Raw genomic sequence first — 13867 nt, 5'->3', positions numbered from 1 at the left:
TTGCGGTGTTGAGGAAGGAAACCGCACCCCCAACGGAAGGTTTCGCCCCATGCTCCGCCCCCTCCTGATCGCCCTCCCCGCCGCGGCGCTGCTGCTGACCGGGGCCGCCTCGGCCCAGACCCAGGCTCCGTCATCCGCCGGCTCGCCCGCCACCAACGCGCCGCCCGCCGCCTCGGCCGCCCCGCCGCTGATGACAGCCCCGCGTCCCGACGACCAGCCCACCACCGACCCGGTCACCTCGCCGTCGGGCGTCAGCGGCGCCGCCCCCTCCAACGAGGTGCAGAACCCGTCGCCGCCGGTCGCCTCGCTGCCGCCGGGCGCCCTGACGGCCCCCCAGGCCCAGGCGATGGTCGGCACCGAGCTGCGCACCCGCGACGGTCAGGTCGGCGGACGCATCCTCGACTTCACCATGGCCGAGCCGGACGGGCGCATTGCGCGGGTGGTGCTGGCCCCCAACGAGGTGATGGGGCTGGGGACCAAGCTGGTCACCGTGCCGGTCGCCGCGCTGACCATGGAGAACGGCACCCCGACCCTGGACATGGACGCGACGGAACTGGCCCAGGCGCCGGGCTTCGCCTACGGCATCGACCAGCGCACCCTCATTCGCCAGCCGTGATCCGTCAGCCGTAAGGCGCCTCAGCGGACCATGCGGCGCAGGCTGCCGGTCAGCCCGGCGACGAGGCACAGGCCGGCGCCCAGGGCCATCGCCCACACCGTGCCGTCCGCCTTGCCCAGCGCGCTGAACAGCACGCCGACGGCGGCGGCGCCCAGCGTCTGGCCCAGCAGCCGGCCGGTGGCTTGGATGCCGCTGGCGCCGCCGCTGCGCTCCTTGGGGGCGCTGGTGACCAGGACCTTGTTGTTCGGCGTCTGGAACAGACCGAAGCCCAGCCCGGCCAACACCATCCGCCACGCCACGTCGGCGAAGGCCGGATCGGGTGGCAAGAGCGCCATCGCCCCCAGCCCGGCGGCGAACAGCGACAGCCCGGCGCCGCTCAGCAGGCTCGGCTCGTAGCGGTCGGCCAGCCGCCCGGCCAGCGGGGCGATCACCGCCACCGCCACCGGCCATGGCGTCATCAGCAGACCGGTGTCGCCCTGGCTGCGGCGCAGCACGTCCTCGAAGAAGAAGGGCAGCGCCACGAAGGCGATGTTCTGCGCCGCGAAGGAGCAGACCGAGGTCACCACCGACAGCGCGAAGACCGGGCGGCGCAGCAGGTCGACCGGGAGCAGCGGCGCCGCCTGCGCCAGCTCGCGCCGGACCAGCGTGACGCCGAATCCCAGCGCCGCGACCAGCTCCACCCCGGTCAGCCAACCCGGCTGGCCACCGTCCAACCCCTTGAAGCCGACGATCAGCAGGCCGAGCGTCGCCGCGTTCAGCCCGGCGCTGAGCGCGTCGAAGCGGTGGCCGGAACGGGCCGAGCGCGGCAGCGATTTCGCGGCGATGACCAGCGCCGCCAGCCCGATCGGCACGTTGACGGCGAACAGCCACGGCCAGGAGGCGACCGACAGGATCACCGCCGCGATGCTCGGCCCCGCCGCCGAGGACACCGCGACGATCAGCGCGTTGTAGCCAACCCCGCGCCCGAGCTGCGCCGCCGGGTAGATGTGGCGGACCAGCGCCAGGCTGACGCTCATGATGCCGGCGGCGCCGAAGCCCTGGAGCACGCGGGCCGCCGTCAGCAGCGGCAGCGAATCCGACAGCGCGCAAGCCAGCGAGGCGACGGTGAACACCGCCAGCCCGCCCCAGTAGATCCGGCTGTAGCCCAGGATGTCGCCCAGCGAGGCCAGCGGGAACAGCGAGACGGTCACCGCGATCTGGTAGGCGTTGACCACCCAGATGGCTTGGGCCGCGTCGATGGCGAACTCGCGCTGGATGGTGGGTAGGGCCATGGTGGCGACCACCCCGTCCAGCACCGCCATGATCAGCGCCGCCGTCATCGTCGCCATCGCCCAGTAGCGCTGGGGAACCGGGAGCCCGTCGCTCACCGGAACGGGCGAAGAGGGCAAGGCGGCGGCGGACGGCGAAGGGCTGTGCGGCATGGCCGGGAGAATAGGGGGCGGCCGGCAATCCGCCCTCCCCCTTTCTTCGCATGCAAGCCTTGCGGCGGCGGAACGGGGAACCCGGCGGCGACGGTCCTGTTGGGGAAGGACGCTTTCAACAGAAGGAGCGCCACCGATGGCCAAGCACACTCCCCCCGTCCCGCCCGCCGGCCGCAGCACCAAGGGTCCGGCCGGGGTCCCGGACAGCGCCGCCGCCGACACGGCCGCCTCGGCCGACGCCCCGCCCGCGAACACGAAGGAGCAGGGCCAGCAGGGCAACACCCGGCAGAACACCACCCATCAGGGCTATCAACAGGATCGGTGACCTCACATGTCCAAGCGCCACGACGAGACCGACCGCCATCACGGCGGCCCCGGCAGCAGCCACCAGAACGCCGACAAGCCGCAGGCCCCGGCCGAGAAGCACCCCCGCCCCGGCGAGCCGACCAACACCGAGCGCAGCCAGCTCTCCGGCGGCGGCGGCGAGCGGGACAGCCATCACACCCACGACCCGCGCACCAAGAGCTGAGGCGCCCCTTGCCCGCCCCTGCCTCGACCGGACCGTATCCGGCGGCGGGGGCGGGAACGGGACCGCCCTCGAAACAGGGCGGCCCCGCGACGACGCGTCAGGCCGCCGGCGGGATGCGCAGGACCTGCCCCGGATAAATCTCATCCGGATCCTTGAGCATGGGCCGGTTGGCGTCGAAGATCGCCGGGTACTTGTTGGCGTCGTGGTAAAACTGCTTGGCGACCTTCGAGAGCGTGTCGCCGCTCTGGACCGTGTAGAACTGGCTTTCCGGCTGGGCCTGGGCGACGGTGATCTGCTCCTCCACCTTGGACACGCCGTGCACGTTGCCCGCCACCAGCACGGCCTTTTCCTTGGCCTCCTGGCTGGCGGCCTGCCCCTTCACCGTCACCGTGTCGCCGTTCACGGCCACGTCCAGTCCCTGGACATCCAGCCCCAGACGGCCGACCTCGGCCTTGATGTGCTCGGCGTCCGGCGTCTCGGTGCCGCCGAGCTTCTTGCCGGCGTCGCGCCGGAAGAAATCGAACAAGCCCATGGTTTTCCCCCTTCCTGTTGGTTCGAAGGGGAAACATGGGTTTGGGCGCTCCGTTCCGGACGCTTTCCGCATGCCCCCGATACGCCGCCGCGCCATGGGAGAGCCCCTTCCTTCCGGGCAATGACAGGGCCGAATTTCCCCGTCACCTGGGCACGCATCCCGGCAGCGACCGGCGCCTGAAAGCGGCGCCCAAGGCGATCCGCCACACTGATCCCCCTTCCTCCAAAGCCTCCGAACGGACTGCTTGACTGGCGAACGAATTTTAGTGTATCGATTTAGTGTATCGATTTACAAAGCCGTGACGGGGGCGTCCGGCACGATCGGAAAACGATAAGGGACAAGGGTCGCCGCCCTCGGCGCCCGTCCCGCCAACCCGGAGGAAACCCATGATCGCGTCCCGCCGCACCGTCCTGAAATCGACCCTCGCCGTCGCCGTGGCGGCCCCGTTCATCCGCACCGGCAACGCCGCCGCCGCGCTGCGCCTGCGCATCTCGTCCTCGCTGACCGACGACGCCAACTCCTCGCATTTCCTGTGGTTCGACCGTTTCCGCTCGACGCTGGCCGCCTCGGTCGGCGACGCGGTCACGCTGAACTATTTCCCGAACAACCAGCTCGGCAAGGAATCCGACATCGTCCAGCAGGTGAAGATCGGCGCCGTGGACATGATGATCTCCGGCTCGTCGATCTGGGCCACCGTGGCGCCGGAGATCGGCGTCCTCGACCTGGGCTACCTGTTCGCCGACGCCGGCCATGTCGGGCGGGCGCTGGACGGCACCGCCGGGCAGACGCTGTCGGGAATCCTGGCGCAGCGCGCGCCGGTCCGGATCCTCGGCTACGCCTACAGCCTGGGCGCCCGCAACGTCTACACCCGCCCGGCCTTGACGCCGGAGGGTGGCCTCAAGGGCATCAAGATCCGCGTGCTGCCGGTGCCGAACTTCATCGCCACGCTGGAGGCCATGGGCGCCGTCGCCACGCCGATTCCGCTGGGCGAGGTCTACGCCGCCTTGCAGACCGGCGTCGTCGACGGGCTGGAGCAGGACGCGCCGACCGTGCTGGCCGGCAAGTTCTACGAGGTCGCCAAGCACTGCTACCGCACCCGGCACATCTTCAATCCCGTCATCCCGGTCATCAGCAACCGCGCCTTCGACCGGCTTCCGGCCGACATCCGGACGGCGGTGCAGGCGGCGGCCAAGGCCGCGACCGACCACCAGCGCGCCCAGGCGGCCGAGACCGAGGCCCGTGCCTTCGCCGATCTGCAAGGGCGCGGCGTGACCGTCACCGACGTGGACACCGCCGCCTACCGCGCGGCGGTCGAGACGGTCTGGGCGCGCTTCGTCGCCCAGCAGCCGGCGACCGCCCCGGTGATCGACGCCGTCCGCGCGTCGGCCTGACCAGTCCCCGCCGCGAAATCCGAAGCCACACCCGAAGCCAAACCCGAAGCCACCGAGGGGAACGGGCCATGACCGCCCACACACACGCGCCGGATCTCGAAGGGACGGCCCAAGGGACGGCGACACCACCGGCCGGCTTCGCGCTCACCCGGCACCTCGCCCGCGTGACCGAGACGGTGGGCGGCATCGCCCTGGCGCTCGACGTCCTCGTCGTCTTCGTCTCGGTCATCTGCCGCTACGCCCTGCACGCCCCGCTCGATTGGGCGGAGGAGGTCGCGCAGGCCCTGATGATCACCCTGGTGTTCAGCGGGGCCGCCACCGCCATGGCGCGCGGCCGCCACATGGGGGTGGAGATGTTCCAGGCGGCGCTGCCGGCGCCTTTGCGCCCCTGGCTCCAGCAGATCAGCCGCTGGATCCTGTTCGGGGTCTCGCTGGGGTTGCTATGGGCGACCGCCGGGCTGTTGAAGGAATCCTTCAGCCAGACCACGCCGACCGGCCTGCCCCAGGCGATGATCGTGGCGCCAGTGCTGTTCGGAGTCGTGGTGATGACCGTGGCGGCGCTGGAGCAGGCGCTGGCCGGTCCCCGTGCCGTCATGATCGCCAGCGGCGCCATGGTCGGGCTGGTCGCCGCCGCCGCTGTGCTCCTGCCGGGACTGGCGCCGGACGCCCTGCCCTCGGCCCCGGCCGCCGTCGGGTTCTGCCTGGTCTTCGGGCTGGTGGCCGGCGTGCCCATCGCCTTCACGCTGGGGCTCGGCGCCTTCGTCTACTTCCTGCTCGACCCGTCCCTGCCGCTGCCCATCTTCGCCCAGCAGGTGACGGCCGGGGTCGACCAGTTCGTGCTGCTGGCCATCCCGTTCTTCCTGCTGGCCGGCGGCGCCATGGAGATCAACGGCATGTCGGCGCGGCTGGTCGAGCTGATCGTGCGCGGCATGGGGCGGATGCGCGGCGGGCTGAACCTGACCATCGTCACGGCGGTGGCCTTCTTCTCCGGCGTGTCGGGATCCAAGCTGGCCGACGTGGCGGCGGTCGGTGGCGTGCTGATGCCGGCGATCCGCCGCACCCGGCAGAGTCCGGGTGACGCGGCCGGGCTGCTCGCCGCCTCGGCGGTGATGGCGGAGACCATCCCGCCCTGCGTCAACATGATCATCATGGGCTTCGTCGCCAACTTGTCGATCGGCGGCCTGTTCCTGGCCGGGCTGGTGCCGGCGGCGCTGCTCGCCATCGCGCTCTGCGTCATCGGCGTCATCGCCGGCAAGCGCATCGACGTGGCCGAGGCCTACCCCGACCGCACGCCGCTGCGGGCGCTGCTGGCCGGCGGTGCGGTCGGGCTCGTCATGGTGTTGATGATCGGCAAGGGCGTGGTGTCGGGCATCGCCACCTCCACCGAGGTGTCGGCCTTCGCGGTGGTCTACGCGCTGGTGGTCGGCGGGCTGGCCTTCCGCGAGCTGACGCTCCGCAAGGTGGTCCGCCTGTTCGCCGACACCTCGACCCTGGCCGGGTCGCTGCTGTTCATCATCGCCACCGCCACCAGCCTGTCCTACACGCTGACCATGGAGATGATCCCGCAGAACATGGCCGCCGCGCTGGTCGCCTTCGTCGCCGACGAGGGGCCATGGCTGTTCATCCTGCTGTCCATCGTCCTGATGGCGGTGTTCGGCGCGGTGCTGGAGGGCGCCCCCGCCCTGATCATCTTCGGCCCGATCCTGGTCCCCATCGCCCAGCAGCTGGGGCTGGCGCCGCTGCACTACGCGACGGTGCTGATCATCGCCATGGGGATCGGCCTGTTCTCGCCCCCTATCGGGCTGGGGCTGTGCACCACCTGCGTGATCTGCGGCGTGCCGATGTCCCAGGTGGTGCGGCCGATGATGAAATACCTCGCCGTGCTGGTCGTGGCGCTGGTGCTGATCGCGATGGTGCCGGCGCTGACGCTGTGGCTTCCTCGCAGCGCCGGTTATTGAGAACGGAGACCGCAAGACCATGACCTCGGCGCCCACCCAGCCGGCCAGCGTTCAGCCAACCAGCATCGCCCCGGTGAACATCCAGGACGTGGCGCGCGCCGCCGGCGTGTCGCCGGCCAGCATCTCCAACTACCTGAACGGCCGGCAGGACCGCATGCGCGCCGACACCCGCGCCCGCATCCAGCAGGCCATCGAGACGCTGGGCTACAAGCCGAACGCCGCCGCCCGCCAGTTGAAGACCGGCCACTCGCCGATGGTCGGGCTGCTCGTGCCGACCGTGGCGAATCCGTTCTTCGGCGAGCTGGCGGTCGCCGTCGAGCGGGCCGCGCAGGAGGCGGACCTGCACGTCATCCTGTGCAACACCCTGCGCGACCCGGCCCGAGAGCACCAGTTCGCCGAGGAACTGGCCGCCTACGGCGTGCGCGGGCTGATCACCGCCTCGACCCTGGTGGACAACGAGACGATGGCCGGGCTGGCCCAGCGCGGCATCGTGCGGGTGTCCTTCGACGCGCTGTCCGACGGCGATTCCGTCACGCTGGACAACCCGGCGGCCTCGGCGATGGCCGTGGCCCATCTGGCCGGGCTCGGACACCGCCGCATCGCCTACGCCACCGGGCCGACCGGCACCTTCAACCGCGCCGCCCGCTTCGACGGCTTCAAGGCCGAGGCGGAGCGGCTGGGACTGACGGAGGCCGTCGTTCTGGTGGAGGATACGTCGCGTTCCGATTCCGTCTTCGGCGACACCGACCTGCCGGAACTCGGCCGCCGTCTGGCCCGGCGGATCGCGGCGGCCACCCCGCGGCCGACCGCCGTGCTGGCGGTGAACGACATGACGGCGCTCGGCATCCTCGCCGAACTGCGCGTTCTGGGCCTGCGCGTGCCCGAGGACGTGTCGGTCGTCGGCATCGACGACATCGGCCTCGCCACCCTGCTGCACCCGGCGCTGACCACCATCCGCCAGCCGCTGGCCCGCATGGCCGAGACCGCCATCGGGCGGCTGGCGGTCCGGCTGGCCGGGGACACCGGCCCCGGCACCCGAACCGTCTTCCCCCCCGAACTCGTGGTCCGCGCCTCCAGCGGCCCTCTCCTTTCCTGATGCCGCCCCTTTCCTGATTTCGTCCCGATCCAGACCCCGGAGATCCCCCTTGGAATTCTCGAACACGACCGTCCTCGTCACCGGCGGAGCGTCCGGCATCGGCCGCGCCGTTTCCCTGGCCTTCGCCCGCGCCGGCGCGCGCGTCGCTCTGACCTACATGACCAGCGCCGAGGAGGCCGCCTCCGTCGTCGCGGAGATCACCGGCTCCGGCGGCGCCGCCGAGGCCTTCGCGGTGGACACCACCGACCCGGAGGCCGTCGAGCGCGTCGTCGCGGCGACCGAGGACCGTCTCGGCCCGCTCGGCGTGCTGGTCGCCAACACCGGCGGGCTGCTGCAACGCTCGCGCGTCACCGAGACGCCGCTCGACCTGTGGCGCCGGGCGCTGGACGTGAACCTGACCAGCACGCATCTGTGCTGCCAGGCGGTGCTGCGGCGCATGGAGCCGCGCAAGTCCGGCTGCATCGTCGCCATGTCGTCGCTGGCCGCCTTCGACGGCGGCGGGCCGGGCGCCTCGCACTACGCGGCGGCGAAAGGCGCCGTGGTCAGCTACGTCCGTGCCCTCGCCAAGGAGACCGGTTCGCTCGGCATCCGCGTCAACGCGGTGGCCCCCGGCCTGATCGGCACGCGGTTCCACGATGTCTTCTCCAACGCCGACGGCCGCCGCGCCACCGTCGCCCGCACGCCGCTGGGCCGCGAGGGCGTGCCGGAGGACGTGGCCGACGCCGTACTGTTCCTGGCCTCGCCGCGCGCCAGCTTCCTGACCGGCGAGGTCATGCAGATCAACGGCGGCCTCGCGCTCTATTAACCGGCGCCGCCCCCGGCCACGGTCACCGGGGGCGCCTCAAAGATCGATGAAGCCAGCCTCCTCGCGGTCCTCCGCGCCCAGCCGCACGAACTGGTCGAGCAGCCAGGAGGCGGCCGGGCCGGGCGGGGTGTCGCGCCGCCAGACCCCGGCGAAGCGGTAGGTCCCGCCGGGGTGGTCGGGCATGGCGAGCCGCACCAGCGTGCCGGCGACGAGGTCGGGCTCGATCATCGGCAGCGGCATGTTGCCCCAGCCGATCCCCTCGCGCAGGAGGGCGTGCTTGGCGCCCAGATCGGCGAGCCGCCACGTGCGCGCGCTCATCACCGAGAAATCCTGCCCCTCCGTGAAGCGCGACCGGTCGGTCAGGACCAGTTGGACATGGTCGCGGCCGGCGCCGGGCGGGATGCGCTCCATCCGTCCCAAGGGATGGTCGGGGGCCGCGACCGGCACCATCGGCACCGACCCGGCGGCGACGCACTCCACCCCCTCCACCCCGGCGGCCAGCGGGCCGGAGACGCCGACGACCGCCTTCCCGTCGAGCACCAGCGCCGTGATGGCGCCCAGCGCCTCGGCGTGCAGCCGCAGCGAGACCGTCGGGTATTCCTGCGCGAAGGCCCGCAGCACCCGCCCCAGCCGGTCGGCCGGCAGCATCACGTCGACGGCGAGGTCGACCTCCGCCTCCAGCCCGTCGAGCAGCCCCTTCACCTTGGCGCGCAGCCCGTCGATCCCCTGGGCGATGGCCCGCGCCTCGGCCAGCAGCGCCCGTCCGGCGGTGGTCAGCACCGGCTTGCGCGACCCCTCGCGCTCGAACAGCGACAGGCCGAGCTGGGCCTCCAGATTGGCGATGCCGTAGCTGATGACCGAGACGGCGCGGTTCAGGCGCCGCCCCGCCCCGGCGAAGCTGCCGGCGTCGACCACCGCCAGGAAGATGCGCAGTTGCTCGAAGCTGGGGGTTCCGGGATTGGCCATCGTTCAACTCCATCGAACATCTTGTCCGAATTTATGTGGCTAAACTGGAAGGGCCGCAACCGATAGAGTGTCTTCAACGAAACGCACCGGCCGAACCGCTCCCGACAGCGGCGGCCACGGCTTCAGGAGACCGATCATGATCGAACTGCGTCCCTTCAAGGCCCTGGGCGGCGACAACCATGGCTGGCTCGACGCCAAGCATCACTTCTCTTTCGCCAACTACTACGATCCCAAGCGGATGGGCTGGGGCAACCTGCGGGTCTGGAACGACGACACCATCGAGCCTCATACCGGCTTCCCGCCGCACCCGCACCGCGACATGGAGATCATCACCTACGTCCGCGAGGGCGCCATCACCCACGAGGACAATCTCGGCAACAAGGGCCGCACCGAGGCGGGCGACGTGCAGGTGATGTCAGCCGGAACTGGCATCGCGCATTCCGAATACAACCGTGAGGACGTGACGACCCGCATCTTCCAGATCTGGATCCAGCCGACGCGAACCGGCGAGAAGCCAAGCTGGGGGGCCAAGCCCTTCCCCAAGGGCGAGCGCAGCGGGCGCTTCGTGACCCTGGCCTCGGGCTACGCCGACGATGACGACGCGCTGCCGATCCGCACCGACGCCCGCGTGGTGGGGGCAACGCTGAAGGCGGGCGAGACGGCGGAATACGCCCTGGGCACGGACCGCCGCGCCTATCTCGTCCCCGCGTCCGGTCTGGTCGAGATCGACGGGGTGCGGGTGAACGCCCGCGACGGCGCCGCCATCTCGCAGGTCGGCACCTTCACGGTGACGGCGATCGAGGACAGCGAACTCGTCCTGGTCGACGCCGCCTGAGGCAACGCTTGGTATCCGCCGGTCGCTCGATGACCGGCAGATACCACCCTTCCTGACCGGGCGATCAAGCGCCGCCGAACTTCGGCGCCGGGCTGGCCGCGACGCAGGGCGTTTCCGAGAAGCGGATCGGTGAGCGGACCTTCACGATGGCGCCCTCGCTCGGGTGGTCCAGCGCCTGGAGCAAGCCGATGGCCTTGAGGTGTTCGTCCTCCATCAGATCGCCGATGGCGTTGACCGGCGCGCAGGGAACGTCGAGGCGGCGGAGAAGCACCAGCCAGTGGTCCGTGCCTTGCGCCGACAGGCACGCCGCCGTGAGGAAGGCCCGCCAATGGGTGGGGCCGTGTCGGGCATCACACAGACATGGCCGTCAGCGGGCCACCTCGCCGGGGCAGCGTCGGACCTCGACGACGGGATGGACCAGCCCCAGCCCGGTGGGCAGCAGCGCCTTGTAATGATCGGGGCTGCGCGGTTCGTGGCTGACCACTGACAGCACCGTCGTGAACAGCCCCGGACCGATGGACCAGATGTGAAGATCGGCGATGCGGGAATCGCCGTCCGCTTCGATCGCGCCGCGCACCGCCTCGCGGACCTCCGCGGGCGCCTCCTGATCCAGCAGGACCCGGCCGGTGTCGTGCAGAAGCCCCCAGGACCAGCGGGCGATCATCGCCGCGCCGACGATGCCCATTGCCGGGTCCAGCCAGGACGCGCCGAGATGCTTGCCGCCCAGCAGCGCCAGGACCGCCAGCACCGAGGTCGCGATGTCGGCCAGCACATGCAGGATCGCGCCCCGCAGATTGTGGTCCTGTCCCGCGTGCCCCCCGTGCCCCCCGTGCCCATGCGCATGGCCGTGGTGGTGGTCATGGCCATGAGGACCGTGATCGTGATGGTCATGAGGACCATGCGCCGCCGCGCCGCCGGATGGCCGGTGCATCAGGATGGCGACGCTGATCACGTTGACGGCCAGCCCGACCAGCGTGACCACCAGCGCCTGATCGAAGGAGATCGCCACCGGATCGACCAGCCGGTGCAGGCTTTCCCACAGCATCAGCAGCGTGACGAAGACCAGCAGCAACGCGCTGGCGAAACCCGCCAGCGCGTTCACCTTGCCGGTGCCGAAGCTGAAGGCCCGGTCGCGGGCGTGGCGGCGGGCGAAGACGTAGGCGAGCAACGCGATGCCCAGCGCCGCCGCGTGCGAGGCCATGTGCAGGCCGTCGGTCAGCAGCGCGATGGAGCCGAAGGCAAGGCCCGCCGCCACCTCCGCCACCATGGTCACGGCGGTCAGCACCACCACCAAGAGCGTGCGGAACTCCGCTGGCCGGACCTGGTCCTGGCCGAAGCCGTGATCATGGGTCCAGGGCTCGATGGTCTTCGTGTGCATTGGCGGAGGTTCCTTCCTGATAAGGACCGAATTGGTCCAGAATGCCTCCGGCCCCATGAGGCCGCAACGGAATTGCGGGTGACGGTTCCACCGGCCGGCGTGCTTCCGGCACGGACATTGTGCCGCCGCACCGTCCCGCCGGGAATGCCTGCCATGCCGGATCACCCGTTCGATCGGGCTGTTTTGCGTGGCGGCCCCGGTTTGCCGCCCCATATCCAGGCAGCCGGGCGGGACGGACGATCCCCAAAGACACCGGCTGGGAAAGGCATCGATGCGCGACGGGTCCTTCACCGATCTCATCGCCCCCTATGAACGGGTGGCTCTTGTCCTTCAGGGCGGCGGCGCGCTCGGCGCCTATCAGGCGGGCGTCGTCGAGGGGCTGTTCAAGCACGGCATCCACCCGACCTGGGTGGCCGGCGTGTCGATCGGCGCCATCAACGCGGCGCTGATCGCCGGGAATCCCCCAGAACGGCGTTGCGCGGCGCTGTCGGAGTTCTGGAACCGCGTCGCCCCTCCTTCTCCTTGGGAAGGCGCGGAAAGCCTGTGGCGGCGGCTGGACCCCGACGGCCCGTCGATCTCCATCCTCAACCAGTGGAGCGCGTGGCGCACGGCGCTGTCCGGGCAGCCCGGCTTCTTCCGCCCACGGGCGGCGGTGGAATGGGCGGTGGCGGGTCCCTTCGCCGGGCCGACCAGCGTCTACGACACCGCGCCGCTGAAAAAGACGCTGGAGGACCTGATCGACTTCGACCGCATCAACGCGGGCAGCATCCGGCTGGCGCTGGGCGCGGTCAACGTCCGCACCGGGAACTCGGTCTATTTCGATAACGCCACCCAGCGGATCGGCCCGGAGCACGTGATGGCCAGCGGCGCCCTGCCGCCCGGCTTCGCCCCCGTCGAGATCGACGGCGAGTTCTACTGGGACGGCGGGCTGGTCTCCAACACGCCGCTCGACCATGTGCTGGAGGACCAGCCGCGCCGCGACACGCTGGTCTTCCAGGTCGATCTGTGGAGCGCCACCGGGCAGGCCCCGCGCGGCATGTCGGAGGTGCTGGAGCGGCAGAAGGACATCATGTATTCCAGCCGCACCCGCTTCAACACCGACAAGGTCACCTACGAGCAGACCCTGCGCAACCAGTTGGTCGCCCTGCTCGACCGGTTGCCCGACGACCTCAAGGACACGGACGAGGCCAAGGCCCTGCGCACCGCGGCCTGCGGGGCGGCCATCAACATCGTCCACCTGATCTACCGCCGCAAAAGCTACGAGCGCGACACCAAGGATTACGAGTTCTCCAACGCCGGCATGCGCGAGCATTGGGAGAGCGGCCTCGCCGACACGCTGGCCACGCTCGCCCATCCGGAATGGCTGAGGATGCCGTCGCGGGGCACCGGCCCCGTCACGCACGACGTGCTGCGCGGCTGATCCCACCCCCATCCCGGCGGACGGCCGGGACCGATCCAGACAAGACCAATCCAGACAAGGAGCACATCCATGCGCTTGCAAGACAAGGTCGCCGTCATCACCGGGGCGGCGAGCGGAATCGGGCTGGAGATCGCCCGGACCTTCGCCCGCGAAGGCGCGCTGGTCGTGATCGCCGACCTCAACCAAGCCGGCGCCGACGCGGCGGCGGCCAGCCTCGACCCCACGGGCAAGCGGGCGCTGGGCGTCGCCATGGACGTGACCGACGAGACCCAGGTCGACGCCGGCATGGCGCGCGCCGTCACCGCCTTCGGCCGCATCGACGTCCTGGTCAGCAACGCCGGCATCCAGACCGTCGCGCCGGTCGAGCAGTTCGAGTTCGCCAAGTGGAAGCAGCTTCTCGCCATCCATCTGGACGGCGCCTTCCTGACCACGCGCGCCGCCCTGCGGACGATGTACCAGCAGGGAAGCGGCAGCATCATCTACATGGGCTCGGTGCATTCCAAGGAGGCGTCGGCGCTGAAGGCGCCCTACGTCACCGCCAAGCACGGGCTGATCGGCCTCGCCAAGGTCGTCGCAAAGGAAGGCGCCGCGCACGGCGTGCGCGCCAACGTGATCTGCCCCGGCTTCGTCCGCACGCCGCTGGTGGAAAAGCAGATCCCCGAACAGGCCAAGCAGTTCGGCATTTCCGAGGACGCCGTGGTGAAGACCATCATGCTGAAGGACACGGTGGATGGCGAATTCACGACGGTCGAGGACGTAGCGGAAGCGGCCCTGTTCTTCGCGTCCTTCGGCTCCAACGCACTGACCGGCCAGTCCTTGGTCGTCAGCCATGGTTGGTTCATGCAGTGAAGCGGTCCGGGGCGACGACCCGCGGGATCGCCGCCCCAACGCCCCGACCTTGTCCGGCTGACGCAGCCGGA

15 protein-coding genes are annotated in these 13867 nt (G+C 70.7%); 10 read left to right on the top strand and 5 right to left on the bottom strand.

Annotated elements, in window-relative coordinates:
• Positions 1-49 precede the first annotated feature (49 nt).
• Positions 50-616, top strand: coding sequence for a PRC-barrel domain-containing protein (locus EJ913_RS21770; RefSeq protein ID WP_127001811.1), 567 nt, complete (start codon positions 50-52; stop codon positions 614-616).
• A gap of 20 nt (positions 617-636) precedes the next feature.
• Here EJ913_RS21770 and EJ913_RS21765 read toward each other — a convergent pair whose 3' ends face one another.
• Complete coding sequence (locus tag EJ913_RS21765; protein WP_244939449.1) at positions 637-1983, bottom strand: MFS transporter; 1347 nt, start codon at positions 1981-1983, stop codon at positions 637-639.
• A gap of 190 nt (positions 1984-2173) precedes the next feature.
• Between EJ913_RS21765 and EJ913_RS21760 the strand changes: the two genes are divergently transcribed.
• Both EJ913_RS21760 and EJ913_RS21755 read left to right on the top strand, forming a co-directional pair.
• The gene (locus tag EJ913_RS21760; RefSeq protein WP_127001807.1) at positions 2174-2362 is read left to right on the top strand and encodes a hypothetical protein; all 189 of its coding nucleotides are present in this window, start codon (positions 2174-2176) and stop codon (positions 2360-2362) included.
• Between the two features lie 6 nt (positions 2363-2368).
• Positions 2369-2566 carry a hypothetical protein gene (locus EJ913_RS21755; protein WP_127001805.1) on the top strand — a complete coding sequence of 66 codons (198 nt, stop codon included), beginning with the start codon at positions 2369-2371 and terminating at the stop codon, positions 2564-2566.
• A gap of 97 nt (positions 2567-2663) precedes the next feature.
• Here EJ913_RS21755 and lysM read toward each other — a convergent pair whose 3' ends face one another.
• Positions 2664-3098: a peptidoglycan-binding protein LysM gene (gene lysM / locus EJ913_RS21750; RefSeq protein ID WP_127001803.1), complete on the bottom strand. Its 435-nt coding sequence runs from the start codon at positions 3096-3098 to the stop codon at positions 2664-2666.
• Between the two features lie 386 nt (positions 3099-3484).
• Here lysM and EJ913_RS21745 point away from each other — a divergent pair, with 386 nt between their 5' ends.
• From EJ913_RS21745 to EJ913_RS21730, 4 genes are all read left to right on the top strand, one after another.
• Positions 3485-4489, top strand: a complete 1005-nt coding sequence (locus tag EJ913_RS21745; protein WP_127001801.1) for a TRAP transporter substrate-binding protein — start codon at positions 3485-3487, stop codon at positions 4487-4489.
• 68 nt (positions 4490-4557) lie between these two features.
• Positions 4558-6447, top strand: coding sequence for a TRAP transporter large permease (locus tag EJ913_RS21740; protein ID WP_127001799.1), 1890 nt, complete (start codon positions 4558-4560; stop codon positions 6445-6447).
• Positions 6448-6466: 19 nt separating this feature from the next.
• Positions 6467-7543, top strand: coding sequence for a LacI family DNA-binding transcriptional regulator (locus EJ913_RS21735; protein WP_127001797.1), 1077 nt, complete (start codon positions 6467-6469; stop codon positions 7541-7543).
• A 49-nt stretch (positions 7544-7592) separates the two neighbouring features.
• Positions 7593-8348, top strand: coding sequence for an SDR family NAD(P)-dependent oxidoreductase (locus EJ913_RS21730; protein WP_127001795.1), 756 nt, complete (start codon positions 7593-7595; stop codon positions 8346-8348).
• Positions 8349-8384: 36 nt separating this feature from the next.
• Here the strand turns inward: EJ913_RS21730 and EJ913_RS21725 are convergent, their stop codons facing one another.
• Positions 8385-9314: a LysR family transcriptional regulator gene (locus tag EJ913_RS21725; RefSeq protein ID WP_127001793.1), complete on the bottom strand. Its 930-nt coding sequence runs from the start codon at positions 9312-9314 to the stop codon at positions 8385-8387.
• Between the two features lie 136 nt (positions 9315-9450).
• Here EJ913_RS21725 and EJ913_RS21720 point away from each other — a divergent pair, with 136 nt between their 5' ends.
• Positions 9451-10149, top strand: coding sequence for a pirin family protein (locus EJ913_RS21720; protein WP_127001791.1), 699 nt, complete (start codon positions 9451-9453; stop codon positions 10147-10149).
• 64 nt (positions 10150-10213) lie between these two features.
• Here EJ913_RS21720 and EJ913_RS21715 read toward each other — a convergent pair whose 3' ends face one another.
• Both EJ913_RS21715 and dmeF read right to left on the bottom strand, forming a co-directional pair.
• On the bottom strand, positions 10214-10450 hold the full coding sequence (locus tag EJ913_RS21715; RefSeq protein WP_280531389.1) for a CoA transferase: 237 nt from the start codon (positions 10448-10450) through the stop codon (positions 10214-10216).
• A gap of 66 nt (positions 10451-10516) precedes the next feature.
• On the bottom strand, positions 10517-11527 hold the full coding sequence (dmeF, locus tag EJ913_RS21710; protein ID WP_127001787.1) for a CDF family Co(II)/Ni(II) efflux transporter DmeF: 1011 nt from the start codon (positions 11525-11527) through the stop codon (positions 10517-10519).
• 271 nt (positions 11528-11798) lie between these two features.
• Here dmeF and EJ913_RS21705 point away from each other — a divergent pair, with 271 nt between their 5' ends.
• On the top strand, positions 11799-12947 hold the full coding sequence (locus tag EJ913_RS21705) for a patatin-like phospholipase family protein (protein WP_127001785.1): 1149 nt from the start codon (positions 11799-11801) through the stop codon (positions 12945-12947).
• Between the two features lie 69 nt (positions 12948-13016).
• Positions 13017-13796 (top strand): 3-hydroxybutyrate dehydrogenase, encoded by a 780-nt coding sequence (locus EJ913_RS21700; protein ID WP_127001783.1) that lies wholly within the window; start codon positions 13017-13019, stop codon positions 13794-13796.
• Positions 13797-13867 lie beyond the last annotated feature (71 nt).

This window comes from Azospirillum doebereinerae, assembly GCF_003989665.1.
Taxonomy (GTDB): Bacteria; Pseudomonadota; Alphaproteobacteria; order Azospirillales; family Azospirillaceae; genus Azospirillum; species Azospirillum doebereinerae.
Note: the sequence above shows the minus strand (reverse complement) of the source record. Positions and strands in the feature narration are given on the sequence as shown.